Raw genomic sequence first — 14,502 nt, forward strand, 5'->3', positions numbered from 1 at the left:
GAACACATAAGGAACATGTAAAAGTTGTTCCGGTTTTGTTTCATACGGCAAGCGCGAGGATGGCGGCCCGATGTTGACCCGCAAACAGCAGGAATTGTTGCTCTTCATCAATGAGCGGATGAAGGAGTCCGGTATTCCCCCCTCCTTCGACGAGATGAAGGATGCGCTGGATCTGGCGTCCAAATCGGGGATTCACCGCTTGATCACGGCACTTGAGGAACGCGGTTTCATTCGCCGCCTGCCCAACCGGGCGCGGGCGCTGGAAGTGATCAAGCTGCCCGACAGCTATCAGTCGGCCCTGCAGCCGAGGCGTGGCTTTTCGCCGAGCGTCATCGAGGGCAGCCGGGGCAAGGCAGTGGAACCGGTGCGCCGCGACCCGCCGGCCGCCGACAATGATCATCAGGCCGCGCATGTGCCGATGATGGGCCGGATCGCGGCCGGCGTGCCGATTTCGGCGATCCAGAACAACACACACGACATTGCCGTGCCGATGGAAATGCTCGGTGCGGGCGATCATTACGCGCTCGAGGTCAAGGGCGATTCCATGGTCGATGCCGGGATCTTCGACGGTGACACGGTGATCATCCGCAATGGTTCGACCGCCAATCCCGGCGACATCATCGTGGCGCTGGTCGATGACGAGGAAGCGACGCTGAAACGGTTTCGGCGCAAGGGCGCATCGATCGCCCTGGAAGCGGCCAATCCGGAATATGAAACCCGGATATTCGGCCCGGACCGCGTCAAGGTGCAGGGCAAGCTGGTCGGCCTCATTCGCCGCTACCACTAGGCAGCTGTCCTCCGCGGCGATCACGACGGTTTGGCGCAGCTTGTGGCGACTCATGGCCGATCAGAGCGGCTTACGATGTCTGACGAGGTATCGGGCCGCAGTTGCCAGGTCCGGCTGCGGTCGGCCGCGTCGATACGGGCACGCGCGGCGGCAGCGTCCGGAAACAGGAATGCATCGCGCCGCCAGTCGTAATAGCGCTGCACGGTCCAGGGCCGAATGATCCCTTTCACCGCGGAACGCACGGTTATCGGCGATGGCGGACCGGTTTGCGGTGCGCCGCTGTCCTTGCTCGACCGCGCCGGCGCTTGGGCCTTCATTCCGGCGCCGGCAACCGGCTGCGCAGCGGCATCGAGCGGCAAAGAGATGGCCAGTGCCCCGCTGCGCCGCAGCATGCGTCCGGTGATTAGCTCGGCGCCGGAACGGCAGTGCTGCATCCGGATGGCGGCGGCAAGGATGACGAGATCAGCATGATCGCAGGCGAGGCCGATCGTGTCCGGACGGGCGATAACGACAATCGTGCGCTCGCGAAACCGCGCCGCGCACATGGCGCGCGTGCTGCACAGGAATTGCGACGGTGCCTTGCGGCTGGCGGCGATCAGATGCAGCAACTGGCTTTCGGCCAATGCCTGTTGCGCCGCGGCCTGCCTTGCCAGTTCCTGCGCAAACATGGTGCCCGCCCCGAACGCAGTTATCGGCTCGGGCGGGAGCACAGTTGGTGGCCCTGTCGGCGGCGCTGGCGCGGCTTGCATCTGCGGTGGCACCAATGCGGCATGCGGATAAGCGGCGGTCCATTGCTCGAACAGAAAGCTGTTCGGGCGATCGGCGTTGGCGGCGATGCCGTTCTCGCTCAGCATTGCAACGAGGCGCGCGTCTTCGCTGACAAGAAGATCGGGCCGCGGCGGGCGAAAGGGCGGCAACATCAGAATGACGCCAATCAGGATGAGACCCACGCCGCCGGCGCGCAAACGCGTGCGCAGCACGATCAGCGCGATCAGTCCGGCAACGAGCAGCGCCATGGCGAGCAGCGGCAATCGCCCGGTGGAGCGGTCGCCGCCCCATTCGGCAAGGGTGGCAGCGATGGCGATGACCAGGGAAAGGCCCTGTGCGGTCAGACGCAGCGGCCAGTGATCAAGTCCGAAAGGCATGGCGAGCAGCGAGAGCAGGCCGGCCGGCATCACCCATAAGGTGACAATCGGCATCGCCGCGACATTGGCCAAAAGGCCGAATACGGCAATGCGGTGAAAATGCCAGGCCGCGAAAGCGCCGGTGGCCAGGCCGGCAACCAGCGATGTCATGGCGAGGCCGCCGAGGAGCCGCGCAACAGCGTTCAGGGCGCGGCCAGCGGCAGCCAGCAGGCGGCCGTGCGCAGCCTGGCTGGCCAGCCCGCTTGCCCGCGGGGATGGCGACCGCATGGAGCCGGGACGGCGGACCCAGATATCATAGGCGGCGATCAGCGCCCCGGTGGCGGCAAAGGACATCTGGAAGCCGGGTGATACCACCGCCGAGGGCGAGATCAGGAGGATCAGGGCCGCGGCGATGGCGACATTGCGCATGGTCAAAGCGGGCCGGTCGAACAGGATGGCGCCGAACATCACGATCATCATGATCCAGGCGCGCTGGGTGGCAATGCCGGCGCCGGAGATCAGCAGATAGCCGGTGGCAACCAGCATCGCCGCGGCAGCCGCATATTTCTTGACCGGCCGTGTCTCCACCAGGCGGGGCCAGAAACTGAACAGCTTGCGGAATGCGGCAAAAACCGTGCCGGCAGCGAGTGCCATATGCAGGCCGGAAATGGCCAGAATATGCGCAAGTCCGGTGGCGCGGAGCTGATCCACCGTGCGCTCGGAAATCCCGCGCCGGTCCGATACGGACAGGGCAGCGATCAGGGCGCCGCCATCGCCCGGCGCCACCTGGCGGACCCGCGCCGAAATCTTGTCGCGGATGCGGTCGAGGCTGAGCTTTGCGCGCAAGATCATCGACAGGCTGGCATTGTCACCGGGCGCGTCCGCGAGGGCACGCGGCGGCCCAAAAAAGAAGCCATAGGCGGCGATCTGGCGGCTGAAAGCCGCGTGGGCGAAATCATAGCTGCCGGGATAGGCCGGCCCGGAGGGCGGCGAGAGCATGGCGCGCCCGGCAATGTTTGAGCCGATCGGCAGAGGTGGCGGCCCCTCGCGCGCCAGCACGCGAACCCGGCGCGGCGGCCGCTTCAAGGTCGGCTCGCGGGTGGTGGCGACGGCGATCAGGTAACGCACCCTGCCCTTTGCATCGATATCGCGCGACAGAATGCGCCCGGTGAGGGTGGTGACGACACGCCCGTCAAGAAGCGGCGGCAGGCGCTGCGCCTCGAGGCGACCCGCAAGGATCCCGGCCAGCGCCAGTGCCATCAGCATCAATAGGACCGCAGCCGCCTGCCCGCGCCGGTGCAAGGCTGCGGCGCCCATCCCCGACGCGGCGAAGGCCAGCAGCAGCGGCCAGACAAGCGGCTCACGCGGCAACAGCGCATAGGTTGTTGCGCCAAGGCCGAGGGCGACGGGCGCCAACAGGAAGGACAGGCCGTGGCGGCGTTCCCGCTCGATCGCCCGATTGCAGCTTTCGCGCAGGGCGGCAAGGCGATCTGTGCGCATCCCCACCCTCCCCGTTCACCCGCAGCCCTGCCGCGATACGCAAGGCGCATCGCTGACTGTCGTCAGCCGTCATTGCTACCGCAAATGGAGCATAGCGCAGCATTTCAACCGAGTACAATCCGCCCTGGCGCGGTCGCGCCGGAATGAATGCCGGATGCCGGTTCCCTGAAAGCCCGGTGCGGCCGAGCCGGATATGCGTCCGCGGGACGGTGCGCATGCCGCGTGCGGTGCCTTGCTCTGCGCTGAGAATGACGCATTGCACAATTTGCCCGTGGCGTAACTTGGCACAGGCAAGGAAATCATATAGCTAACCGGTACGAAATTGACCCGACGCGCCGCGCAGTTCCTGCCGGTGCGGACAAGCCGGAGGGAGAAGCCATGGCCGATAGTACCGCGAAACTCACAATGGGGGCGCAGGACGTCGATCTTTCAGTCCGCAGCGGCACGCTCGGCCCGGATGTTGTCGATATCGGCGCTTTGTACAAGAAGACCGGCACGTTCACCTATGATCCGGGCTTTACCTCGACAGCGTCATGCGAATCGAAGATCACCTTCATCGATGGCGACGAAGGCGTCCTGTTGCATCGCGGCTATCCCATCGATCAACTGGCCGAACAGGGCGATTTTCTCGAGGTTTGCTACCTGTTGCTTTACGGCGAACTGCCGACGGCGACGCAGAAGCAGGATTTCGATTACCGTGTGACCCGCCACACGATGGTGCACGAGCAGATGTCGCGGTTCTTCACCGGCTTCCGCCGCGACGCGCATCCGATGGCCGTGATGTGCGGCTGCGTTGGCGCCCTGTCGGCCTTTTACCACGATTCAACCGACATCACCGATCCGCATCAGCGGATGGTGGCGTCGATGCGCATGGTGGCGAAGATGCCGACCCTGGCGGCGATGGCCTACAAGTACCATATCGGCCAGCCCTTCGTGTATCCGAAGAACGATCTCGATTACGCTTCGAACTTCCTGCATATGTGCTTTGCCGTGCCGTGCGAGGAGTATGAGCCCAACCCGGTGCTGTCGCGTGCCATGGATCGGATCTTCATCCTGCATGCCGACCACGAGCAGAATGCATCGACGTCGACGGTGCGTCTCGCCGGCTCGTCGGGGGCCAATCCGTTTGCCTGCATTGCCGCCGGTATCGCCTGCCTCTGGGGGCCGGCGCATGGCGGCGCCAACGAAGCGGCGCTGAACATGCTGTCGGAAATCGGCTCGGTCGAGCGCATTCCGGAATTCGTCGCCCGTGCCAAGGACAAGGATGATCCGTTCCGCCTGATGGGCTTCGGGCATCGCGTCTACAAGAACTACGATCCGCGCGCCAAGATCATGCAGAAGACCACGCATGAGGTGCTCGGCGAACTGGGGATCAAGGATGATCCGCTGCTCGACGTGGCGATGGAGCTTGAGCGTATCGCGCTGACCGACGACTATTTCATCGAGAAGAAGCTGTATCCGAACATCGATTTCTACTCGGGGATCACGCTGAAGGCGCTTGGGTTCCCGACGACAATGTTCACGGTGCTGTTCGCGCTGGCTCGGACTGTCGGCTGGATCGCCCAGTGGAGCGAGATGATCGAGGACCCGAACCAGAAGATCGGCCGGCCGCGGCAGCTTTATACCGGCTCGCCGCAGCGCGACTATGTGCCGATGGACAAGCGCTGACCGGCGCTGACCGGCGCTGATTGGCGCTGACCGGCGATGATCGCCGCTCTCTGGCGCGATGACTGACATGAGCAATCAAGGCGCCTTCGGGCGCCTTTTTCGTTGGGTCTCCGCAAGTTGTGGTGGTCAGCTATGCGGGGTTTCGGCCTTTTGCGTCGGAAGGTTGGCCCCCTGTGCCCCGGCAGCGGATCGTCTCGCTCGGTTTGCAATGACAATGCAGATGCATTACCTTTGCCGGTGTTGCATACGCCCAATCTTTTCGGGACTCGCCATGGCTCCGCTCGCTGATAATGTCTCAAAACTCACCGATCGCTATCAGACGACCGTGCCGAGCGGCGTGCGCAAGCAGCTGCAACTGGGCAAGGGCGATAAGATTCGCTACTGCACAGAGGCGAGCGGCCGGGTCTATATCGAGGCCGTTCGAGCCGAAGAGGAAGATCCCGCGCTCGGCGCATTCCTCGATTTCGTCGAAGCGGATATAATGGCGCATCCGGAACGCCTCCGGGCGTTTGACGGCGCCCTGCATGACCGACTTGAGGCAATGGTCTCAGATGTTGACGTCAATCTCGATGAGCCGCTGTCGCCCGAGAACGAATGACTGGCGGGGCCGCGGAAGCGCCGCTCGTCGTCAATGGATGGTCGATCTATGCGCACCCGATTATTCTCGAGCAGCTCGAAGCGCTGATCAAGGAGGTCGAAGAGCGCAAGCTGCGCGCCCCCCGAGACTGGCACAGGAAAAACTGCACGAAACGGCTGGCGGCAATCTACAAGCTGCTAACCGGGACGATACCGGCTGATCCGGGCGCCGCAGCATTCCGGCAGGGCGCGTCCCTCGGCGATCACCGGAAGCACTGGTTCCGGGCAAAATTCTTCGAACAGTATCGGCTGTTCTACAGGTTCAACAGCGACGCAAAGGTCATTGTGCTTGCATGGGTGAACGACGAGAAGACCTTGCGGGCCTATGACAGCAGGACTGATGCCTATGCGACTTTCAAGGGGATGCTGGAGAGCGGCGACCCGCCAGATGATTTCGACACGCTCATGAAAGAGGCCATGCGGGCGGCGGAGCGGTTCAAGAAAGGCCTCAAGGATACGCCTGGCCGCTAAGCTCGGGAAGACAGCCGGCAGGCGCCAATGCCACCCTTCAAGGGGACCCTCGCTATGCGGCGCTACCGCGGCGCAGCAGCTCCAGAACGATGTCGGCGGCCCTGTCCTCTGGCTGTCGTGGCACCTGCATGCGCCGGTGAACCAGATCGAGATCTGCGAGCGCGGCGCGGCGTGTCAGGCCGTCGCGGGCGAGCTGTTCCGCCATGCGGGCAATGCGTTCGGGCCGGATCATCTGCTGGAAAAATTCATGGATGACGACCCGGTCGGCAATCAGGTTGGGCAAGGCGGCCGACCAGGTCTTGATGAGATGCGTGAAATGCTGCGACAGGGAATCGACCCGGTACAGCGAGACCGCCGGCACGCCGGCCAGAGCAAGTTCCAGAAGCACGGTGCCGGAAGCCGCGATTGCGACATCAGCCTCGCCGAAGGCCTGCCATTTCGCCGCCTCTCCCTCGACCAGTTCGACCGGGACCGTCCAGCCGGCCATGGCCGTGCGCAACAGTTCCTCGCGGCCGGTCGCCACGGGAAGAAGAAAGCGCACCGATGACTGGCGCTCGGCAAGAATGGCGGCGGACTGCCCGATGTCGGCGGCAAGCCGGGTGATTTCGCCGCGGCGCGAGCCCGGCAGCAAAAGGCAGGTCAGGGGCGCGGCCTCCTTGTCGCCGGAGGCCGGCATGCCGCGGGGGCCGGTCCCCTCCTGCAAGGCTGCGCGGCGCTTCTGTTGCGCTTCGTGCGCCGCGGTCAATCCGGGCACGCTGGTCAGGCGATGGCCGACATAGGTCAGCGGCGGGCCGCCAAGGCGTGCAACGACCTCCGGCTCGAAGGGCAACACCGACAGGACGTGGTCGATATAGGAGCGCATCCTGGCGGCACGCTCGGGCTTCCACGCCCAGACAGTCGGACAGACATAGTTGATGACCGGCAGATCGGGGCATTGCGCCTTGACGCGGCGGGCGACGCGATGGGTGAAGTCCGGACTGTCGACAATGATCAGGCAGTCGGGCCGCGCGGCAATGATGGCCTGCGCCGTCTGGCGGATGCGGGCCAGAAGACGCGGCAATTTGGCAATCACCTCGGAAAAGCCCATCAGCGACAATTCGGTGTAGTCGAACAGGGAACTCAGCCCGGCATCGACCAGTTGCGGTCCTCCGACGCCAACCAGTTCAGCCGGGGTGTCGAGCCGCGCGTTCAGGGCGTTGACCAGCCCGGCGGCGAGCGTATCACCGGATGCTTCTCCGGCGATGATCGCAATGCGCGGCGCCGTCATTCTGACACCTCCGTCGGCGCATCTTCCGCCGGTGCGCCGGGGGCAAGGCCGAAGACGAAGAGGCCGGCGGCATCGGCCGCTTCGATGAGCTGATCGCGATCGAGCACCAGCGAGCAGCCGGCTTCCACGGCAATGCCCGAGAGCCCGGCCCGCTCGGCCCTCTCCACCGTGCGCGGACCGATCGATGGCAGATCGGCGCGGCGCTCCTGGGCCGGTTTGCACGTCTTGACAAGGACACCGCCGGCGCGGCGCGGCAATCGGCCCTTGGCGCGCAGCCCGGCGACGCGATCAAGCATTTCATCCGTGCCTTCCAGCCCTTCAAGCGCGATGACCCGGCCGGAGACCGCCACCGCCCCCTGCCCGACGTCGAGCGCGCCGAGATGCAGCGCGGCGCGGCGCCCCTGTTCGATGTCCCGCCAATCGGCGGCGGCGGGCTTGCACGTGCCGAGCGGACCGAGATCGGCGAGCAGATCCGGCGCGATATCATGCGCGCCGACGACCGAAAATCCCTCATTCTCGAGGAGGCTAATCGCCATGCGCAGGGCCATGTCGTCGCCCCCCCGGATGATGGAGCGGAAGGCGACGGGCAGCCATTTCAGCGAGCGCAGAGTCGGACGCGCCTGGTACCATTCAGGCCGCCGCTGAATGCTGCCGGACAGCACCACACGGGCCACGTTGTTGGCGCGCAACAGGCGGGCGATGCGGCGAAAATCGGCGAGCGGCGCATAGTGATGCGCAAAGCCGGTCCAGTCCTGGTCGGCTTCATCCTGCAAGGCGAGGATGAACGGTTCTTCGCCGGCCTGCCGAACCGACTGGGCGACATGTTCGGGCAGGCGACCGCCGCCGGCGATGATGGCGAAACGTGTCTTCGCCGCCATCTGCTCAGGTCCGCTGGTGACGCTGGGGCGAGGTCAGAGCGCGTTCCCGATCGGCATCGATGAAGTCGACAATGTGACGAACGATCGTATTGTTGATGCCGGCGGCTTTCAATTTCTCGACGTTTTCGCGGATCGGCGCACCGGCCTCGAAGATCGCCTTGTAGGCGGCCCGCACCTCGTGCAACTGCGCCTTGCTCAAGCCGGCGCGTTTCATGCCGACAATGTTCATTCCGCTCAGCGCCGCCGGCCAGCCGGTGCACATGCCGAACGGAATGACGTCATTGGTGACGCCGACCACCCCGCCGATGAAGGCATGATGCCCGACGCGGACGAACTGATGGATACCGGCGCCGCCGCCGATGATGACGTGATCGCCGACAACGACATGGCCGCCCAACATGACATTGTTCGACATGATGACATTGTCGCCGACGCGGCAGTCATGCGCGACATGGCTGTAGGCGAGAAAGAGCCCGTTGCTGCCGACGCTGGTCAGGCCGCCATGATCAGGCATGCCGCGGTGCATCGTGACGCCCTCGCGGATGACGCAGTCATCGCCGATCACCAGTTGCGTGTCTTCGCCGGCGTAGCGCACATTCTGCGGCTCGCCGCCAAGGACGGCCTGCGGGAAGACGCGGGTGCGCGCACCGAGGGTCGTCCGGCCGGAAACGACGACGTGGCTCATCAATTCACTGCCGGCGCCGATCGTTGCCTGCGCGCCGATCAGGCAGAAGGGGCCGATGCGGACCTCATCGCCAATGGTGGCGCCGTCCTCAACAACCGCTGTCGAATGGATCTGCGCGCTCGTCGATATGCTCATTGCTCGTTTGTCTCCGGCTCGGCGATCATGGCGCCGATGTCCGCCTCGGCAACCTTGTTGCCGTCGACGATCGCATCGCAGTGGAATTTCCAGATGGCACCGCGCCGCTTGGTTTTCTGGACGTGATATTCAAGCCGGTTGCCGGGAACCACGGGTTTGCGGAAGCGTGCATTGTCGATCGTCATGAAGAACACGCTGGCGGAGCCCTCGCCCAGTTGCCGGGCGCAGATGGCGCCGGCGGTCTGCGCCATTCCCTCAATGATCAGCACACCCGGCATGATCGGCCGATTGGGGAAATGGCCAGGAAAATGCGGCTCGTTGATGGTCACATTCTTGATGCCGACGGCGCTGTCATCGCCATTGATGTCGGTAATTCGATCGACCAGCAGGAAGGGATAGCGATGCGGCAAATGCTGCATGATCGCCATGATTTCCATGGTCTCGAGTGTGGTCTGCGTCGATTCGCTCATGGTCCCCGCCGTCCCTTTTCTGTGGCCCTGCCGCTCTCAAGGTGTTTCGCCCGGTTGATCGCGTCAAGACCATCGCGAATCGCGCCGCGCAACGGGCGCGCCGGAATTCCGCCCCATTGCGCTCCCGCCGGTATGTCGCCGTGCACACCGGAGAACCCGGCCAGCACCACCCCGTCGCCGATCGAGACATGACCGTTGATGCCGGTTCCGCCGCCGATCATCACCCCGCTGCCGATGGTGACGCTGCCGGCAATGCCGACCATGCCGGCGAAAGCGCAATGGCGGCCGATACGCACATTGTGGGCGATCTGGCAGAGATTATCGATCTTCGTCCCCTCGCCGATCACCGTGTCGTCCATGGCGCCGCGATCGATGCAGGTGTTGGCGCCGATCTCGACATTGTCCTGCAGGATGACACGGCCGATCTGCGGGATCTTCAAGAGCCCGGCCGGCCCGGCGGTGTAGCCGAAGCCGTCCTGGCCGATGCGCGCGCCGGCATGCACGATGACGCCGTTTCCGAGCAAAGCATGCACGAGGGTGACGTTCGGTCCGATGACGCAGTTGCGTCCGATCTTGCTGCCGGCCCCGATCACGGCATTGGCGGACACCAGCGTGCCTTTGCCGATCTCCACGCCGTCACCGACCACCGCGCCGGTTTCGACGGTCACATCGGCCTCGAGGCGTACGCTGGCGGCGATGCTGGCGCCCGGGGAAATGCCGGCACCGGCCTCGATCGGCTGCGGGCGCATGGCCTCCGGGTGCAAGCGGGCCGCGACCTGGGCGAAAGCCTGCTCGGGATTGTCGACGATCAGGGCCGCGACGCCTTGCGGTACGAATTCGGCAAGCTCCGCCGAGCACAACACGGCGGATGCGGATGACTGCTTAAGCTGGTTGCGGGCGCGGCGCGCCTTGATGAAGGTGATCTCGCCGGCGCCGGCGCGCGACAGAGGCGCGATGCGCACAAGGCGCGTCGACGCCATTGCCGGGTCTGATAGTGCCGCGCCGCACAGGGTCGCGACATCAGCAACGGTCAAACCGTCTGAATCAGAAAAAGCGGGATCGGTGGTCATTGCCGGACCAATTCGAATTGAGACAGAACGCGCGCCCCTGCCCGGATCAGGCCGGAACGGCGCGCGCTCTGGATTTAAAAGCGCGTCGAGGCGCCGAAGCCGAACTTCTTCGTCTCGTCGTAGGCTTCCTTGACAACCGGCTCGGCGTAATAGACGCGCAGCGGGCCGAAGGGCGATGCCCAGGTGATGCCGAGACCGACGGAAGCACGCCATTCCATGTCATCGCCAACCACGGTCTGGGTGGTGCAGGAGGCTGCAGCGCCCGTAGCACAGTTGAGCGACGCACTGGCAATGTCATTGCCGAACAGCGTGCCGGCATCCGCGAAGACGTTGAAGCGCAGGCCGAGATCACGCGACAGCAGCGGCAAGGGCGCCGAGGCTTCCAGGCTACCGTTGAAGTAGGTGGTGCCGCCGGCGGTATCGGCGTAGCTCATGTCAGCGTTCTGCAGGCGCGGACCAAAGCCACGCGAGTCGAAGCCGCGAATGACGTCCTGACCAAGGAAGAAATGGTCGAAGACGCTCAGATCGCCCGAGGTGGCCATGACATGGCCGGCACCGACCGACACCGAACCGATGATGTCGGACTGGTCGCTGAGCATGTGGAAATAGGTCGCCTTGGCCGTGGTCTGCAGGTAATCCGCGTCTCCACCGAGGCCGGCAAATTCCTGCGAGAACCGGGCCACCATGCCTTCGCGTGGCAGCTGCTGGTCGTCAAGCGTGTTGTAGACCAGCGAATAGGCCAGCGCCGAGGTGTTGCGGCCGCCCATGTTGACTTCGTTCGCATAGGGATTGGATTCGATCGAAGAGACATCGACGTCGGAGTAGTCGGTGCTGTTGAACTTGTAGGACAGCGAGGCGCGCAGATCGTCCGTCAATGGTGCGGAGATCCGCAGGTTGATGCCCTGGCTGACCGTGTCAAACCCATCGTAGCTGGAGTCTTCATTCTTGTAGACATCGAAGCCGGCCGCCAGGCGATAGCCAAGGAAGTAGGGCTCGGTGAACGAGAACGAGTAGGTCTGGGTGTCTTCGCCCTTGCCGATCGAACCGCGGATGAACTGGCCGCGACCGAGAAAGTTCTTCTCGGAAATGTCGAGCGTGGCGGAAAAGCCGTCAGTGTTGGAATAGCCGCCACCGATGCCGAATTCGCCGGTCGCCTGGTCCTTGACATTGACGATCAGGACAACGCGATCGGGCTCGGACCCCGGACGGGTGGAGATGTCGACCGATTCAAAGAAACCGAGTGCTTCCAGACGCTTCTTGGCGCGGCGCACGAGCACCTGGTTGAAGGCATCGCCTTCCGACAGGTCGAATTCGCGGCGGATGACATAGTCACGCGTGCGCGTGTTGCCCATGATCTCGATGCGCTCGATATAGGCGCGCGTGCCCTCGTCGACGAGATAGGTCACCGAGATGGTGCGCGAGGCGAAATCGCGATCACCGCGCGGGGTGACCTGCGCGAAGGGATAGCCCTGCCCGGCCACGCGGTCGGAAATGGCAAGGATGGTGTCCTCGACATCTTCGGCGCTGTAGACATTGCCACTGCGCGTCTTGACGAGACGCTGCAACTGCGCGCCGTCGAGACCGGCAACCGTGCTCTCGACATTGATCTCGCCGAAGGTGTAGCGCTCGCCTTCCTCAACGGTGATGGTGACCACATATTCGTTGCTGAGTTCGTCGAGCTCGGCAAAGGAGGAGATGACGCGGAAATCGGCATAGCCGTGATTGTAGTAGAAGCGGCGCAGCAATTCCTCGTCGGCGCGCAGCTTGTCGTCGTCATAGACGTCCTTGCGCGACAGGAAGGACAGGAAGTTGGACCGCTTGGTGCTGATCACGTCGGCCAGACGGCCATCGCCATAGGCCTGGTTGCCGACGAAATTGATCGAGGAAATCTTGGTGCGATCGCCTTCATTGATCTCGAAGGCGATGTTGATGCGGCCGCCATCGACGGGGACCAGACGCGTCGACACGGTCGCATCGCTGCGCCCGATGGCATCGTAAGCGTCCTCGATCGCCGCAATGTCGGCCTGCAGGATCTCGTCATTGTAGGCGCCGAGCGGCTGGATCTGGACGACCGAGCGAAGCTGGGCATCCTTGAGCTTGCGATTGCCGTTGAAGACGACCTGGTTGACGATCTGGTTTTCCGAGACGGTGACCAGAAGCGCGCCGCCGGCAACACTGATGCGGACATCGGAGAACAGACCGGTGGCAAACAAGCGCTTGACCGATTCGTCGATGTCATTGTTGTTGAAGGATTGTCCGGGCTTGATCGTGATGTTGTTGCGCACGGTGGACGCTTCAACACGCTCGTTGCCGCGCACCTGAATGGAGTTGACAACCGCAGCCTGGGCCACGGCAACCGCCGAAAGCGTTGCCGCCCCTGCGCCTGCCGTCACCAGTCCTGCTGACAATGCAAACGCCGACACAGCGTTCAAGAGATTTGAACCGGCCTTCATTAATCCACTTACCTTTTTACCCGATGTCCCCAAGCAGCTTCACGTGGCTTGAGTCCCCTCAAGAGCCGTTGTACCCGCTTTTGTCCCACAAACAAGTGTGGTGGTTAATTTCCGTTTACTTCGCTCGCCGGCGTGGCTGTTTGGCCACGGATCGGTCAGTTTATCGTTAATAATCAGTCAAGCACGCCCCGAAGCTCACCCAATCAGCATTGTCACGTCGTTCCATGTCGCGAACAGCATCAGCGACAGAACGGCCATCAGTCCGAACCGGTAGGCCCACTCCGTGGCGGCCTCTCCAAGTGGTCGTCCCAGCACCGCCTCTATGCCATAAAAGACGAGATGTCCACCATCGAGCATGGGCACCGGCATGAGGTTGAGAAGCCCGATCGACACACTCAGCACGGCCGCGAGCTGGATCAGCGCCGCCCATCCGAGGGTCGCCATCTGCCCCGAAACCTGCGCGACGCGAATCGGTCCGCCAAGCTGGTCGGCCTTTTCACGTCCGACGATGATGTTGCCGATGTAGGAGAATGTGCGCTCGACGATGAACCAGCTCTCGAGAGCCCCCTGCCCGACCGCCGCCACCGGGGAATAATGCTCGACGCGGAAGCTGCCCGCGGCCTGGTCGGTCACGACGCCGATCTGGCCGACCTCCATCGTGTTGCCGAAGCCATCGGTGATGGCGGTGCGGGCCGGGGTGAGCGCCAGATCGAACGTCTCGCCGTCGCGGTCGACCGTCATCAGGATCGGGACTTCGGGACGCGGCGAAACATAACGGCGCACATCCTCGAAGGTGCGGACTGCCGTGCCGTCGAGCGCCACGATGCGGTCTCCCGGCTGCACGCCGGCGGTCTCGGCGGCGCTGCCCGCGGTAACGTCGGCGACGACGGGGTCGGCGATCATCCGGCCGTTGACCGCGAAAAACACCGCGAAAATGGCAATGGCGAGAATGAAGTTGGCAATCGGACCGGCGGCGACCGTGGCGGCGCGGCGCCACAGCGCTGCGGCGGGAAAGGCGCCGGCGCGCTCGGCGTCCGACATGGAATTCACCGCCGCGTGGTCCGGCACGCTGGCGGCATTCTCGTCGCCGAAAAACTTGACATAGCCGCCAAGGGGAATGGCCGAGAGCTTCCAGCGGGTGCCGTGGCGATCGTTGAAGCCGAGCAGTTCGGGACCGAAACCGACCGAGAAGGTGAGAACGCGGATGCCCGACCAGCGTCCGACCAGATAGTGGCCCATTTCATGCACAAAGACGACAAGCGTCAGGACGATGAGAAACGGCAGAAGATAGCCGGTCAGCAGCCCCCAGAATGAAGCCAGGTATTCCATTGTGGTCCCGTCCCGCCGCGCTCAAAGCG

12 protein-coding genes are annotated in these 14,502 nt (G+C 64.0%); 4 read left to right on the forward strand and 8 right to left on the reverse strand.

Annotated elements, in window-relative coordinates; translation table 11 throughout:
• Positions 1 to 70: 70 nt before the first annotated feature.
• On the forward strand, positions 71 to 787 hold the full coding sequence (gene lexA, locus KY465_RS14470; protein ID WP_219202545.1) for a transcriptional repressor LexA: 717 nt from the start codon (positions 71 to 73) through the stop codon (positions 785 to 787).
• Between the two features lie 50 nt (positions 788 to 837).
• On the opposite strand, the gene KY465_RS14475 is transcribed toward lexA, so the two are convergent.
• The gene (locus KY465_RS14475) at positions 838 to 3,411 is read right to left on the reverse strand and encodes a ComEC/Rec2 family competence protein (RefSeq protein ID WP_219202547.1); all 2,574 of its coding nucleotides are present in this window, start codon (positions 3,409 to 3,411) and stop codon (positions 838 to 840) included.
• 378 nt (positions 3,412 to 3,789) lie between these two features.
• Between KY465_RS14475 and gltA the strand changes: the two genes are divergently transcribed.
• The 3 genes from gltA (at position 3,790) to KY465_RS14490 (ending at position 6,186) form a co-directional block, all read left to right on the forward strand.
• Entirely contained in the window at positions 3,790 to 5,079 is a 1,290-nt protein-coding gene (gene gltA, locus KY465_RS14480) for a citrate synthase (protein WP_219202549.1), read from the forward strand.
• 271 nt (positions 5,080 to 5,350) lie between these two features.
• A complete protein-coding gene (locus KY465_RS14485; protein WP_219202551.1) occupies positions 5,351 to 5,677 on the forward strand; it encodes a type II toxin-antitoxin system PrlF family antitoxin in 327 nt (108 codons plus the stop codon).
• Positions 5,674 to 6,186: a type II toxin-antitoxin system YhaV family toxin gene (locus tag KY465_RS14490; RefSeq protein ID WP_219202552.1), complete on the forward strand. Its 513-nt coding sequence runs from the start codon at positions 5,674 to 5,676 to the stop codon at positions 6,184 to 6,186. The genes KY465_RS14485 and KY465_RS14490 overlap by 4 nt, the downstream gene beginning before the upstream one ends.
• Before the next feature lie 52 nt (positions 6,187 to 6,238).
• Here the strand turns inward: KY465_RS14490 and lpxB are convergent, their stop codons facing one another.
• From lpxB to rseP, 7 genes are all read right to left on the reverse strand, one after another.
• Positions 6,239 to 7,453 carry a lipid-A-disaccharide synthase gene (lpxB, locus tag KY465_RS14495; RefSeq protein ID WP_219202554.1) on the reverse strand — a complete coding sequence of 405 codons (1,215 nt, stop codon included), beginning with the start codon at positions 7,451 to 7,453 and terminating at the stop codon, positions 6,239 to 6,241.
• Positions 7,450 to 8,331 carry an LpxI family protein gene (locus tag KY465_RS14500; protein WP_219202556.1) on the reverse strand — a complete coding sequence of 294 codons (882 nt, stop codon included), beginning with the start codon at positions 8,329 to 8,331 and terminating at the stop codon, positions 7,450 to 7,452. Before KY465_RS14500 ends, lpxB begins: the two co-directional genes overlap by 4 nt.
• Positions 8,332 to 8,335: 4 nt before the next feature.
• Positions 8,336 to 9,151 (reverse strand): acyl-ACP--UDP-N-acetylglucosamine O-acyltransferase, encoded by an 816-nt coding sequence (lpxA, locus tag KY465_RS14505; protein WP_219202557.1) that lies wholly within the window; start codon positions 9,149 to 9,151, stop codon positions 8,336 to 8,338.
• On the reverse strand, positions 9,148 to 9,621 hold the full coding sequence (gene fabZ / locus KY465_RS14510; protein WP_219202559.1) for a 3-hydroxyacyl-ACP dehydratase FabZ: 474 nt from the start codon (positions 9,619 to 9,621) through the stop codon (positions 9,148 to 9,150). Before fabZ ends, lpxA begins: the two co-directional genes overlap by 4 nt.
• Positions 9,618 to 10,691, reverse strand: coding sequence for a UDP-3-O-(3-hydroxymyristoyl)glucosamine N-acyltransferase (gene lpxD, locus KY465_RS14515; protein WP_219202560.1), 1,074 nt, complete (start codon positions 10,689 to 10,691; stop codon positions 9,618 to 9,620). Before lpxD ends, fabZ begins: the two co-directional genes overlap by 4 nt.
• Before the next feature lie 74 nt (positions 10,692 to 10,765).
• Positions 10,766 to 13,144 (reverse strand): outer membrane protein assembly factor BamA, encoded by a 2,379-nt coding sequence (gene bamA, locus KY465_RS14520; RefSeq protein WP_219202562.1) that lies wholly within the window; start codon positions 13,142 to 13,144, stop codon positions 10,766 to 10,768.
• A 195-nt stretch (positions 13,145 to 13,339) separates the two neighbouring features.
• A complete protein-coding gene (rseP, locus tag KY465_RS14525; RefSeq protein ID WP_219202564.1) occupies positions 13,340 to 14,473 on the reverse strand; it encodes an RIP metalloprotease RseP in 1,134 nt (377 codons plus the stop codon).
• Positions 14,474 to 14,502 lie beyond the last annotated feature (29 nt).

The sequence above is a fragment of the Neohoeflea coraliihabitans genome (assembly GCF_019334345.1).
GTDB classification, from domain to species: Bacteria; Pseudomonadota; Alphaproteobacteria; order Rhizobiales; family Rhizobiaceae; genus Pseudohoeflea; species Pseudohoeflea coraliihabitans.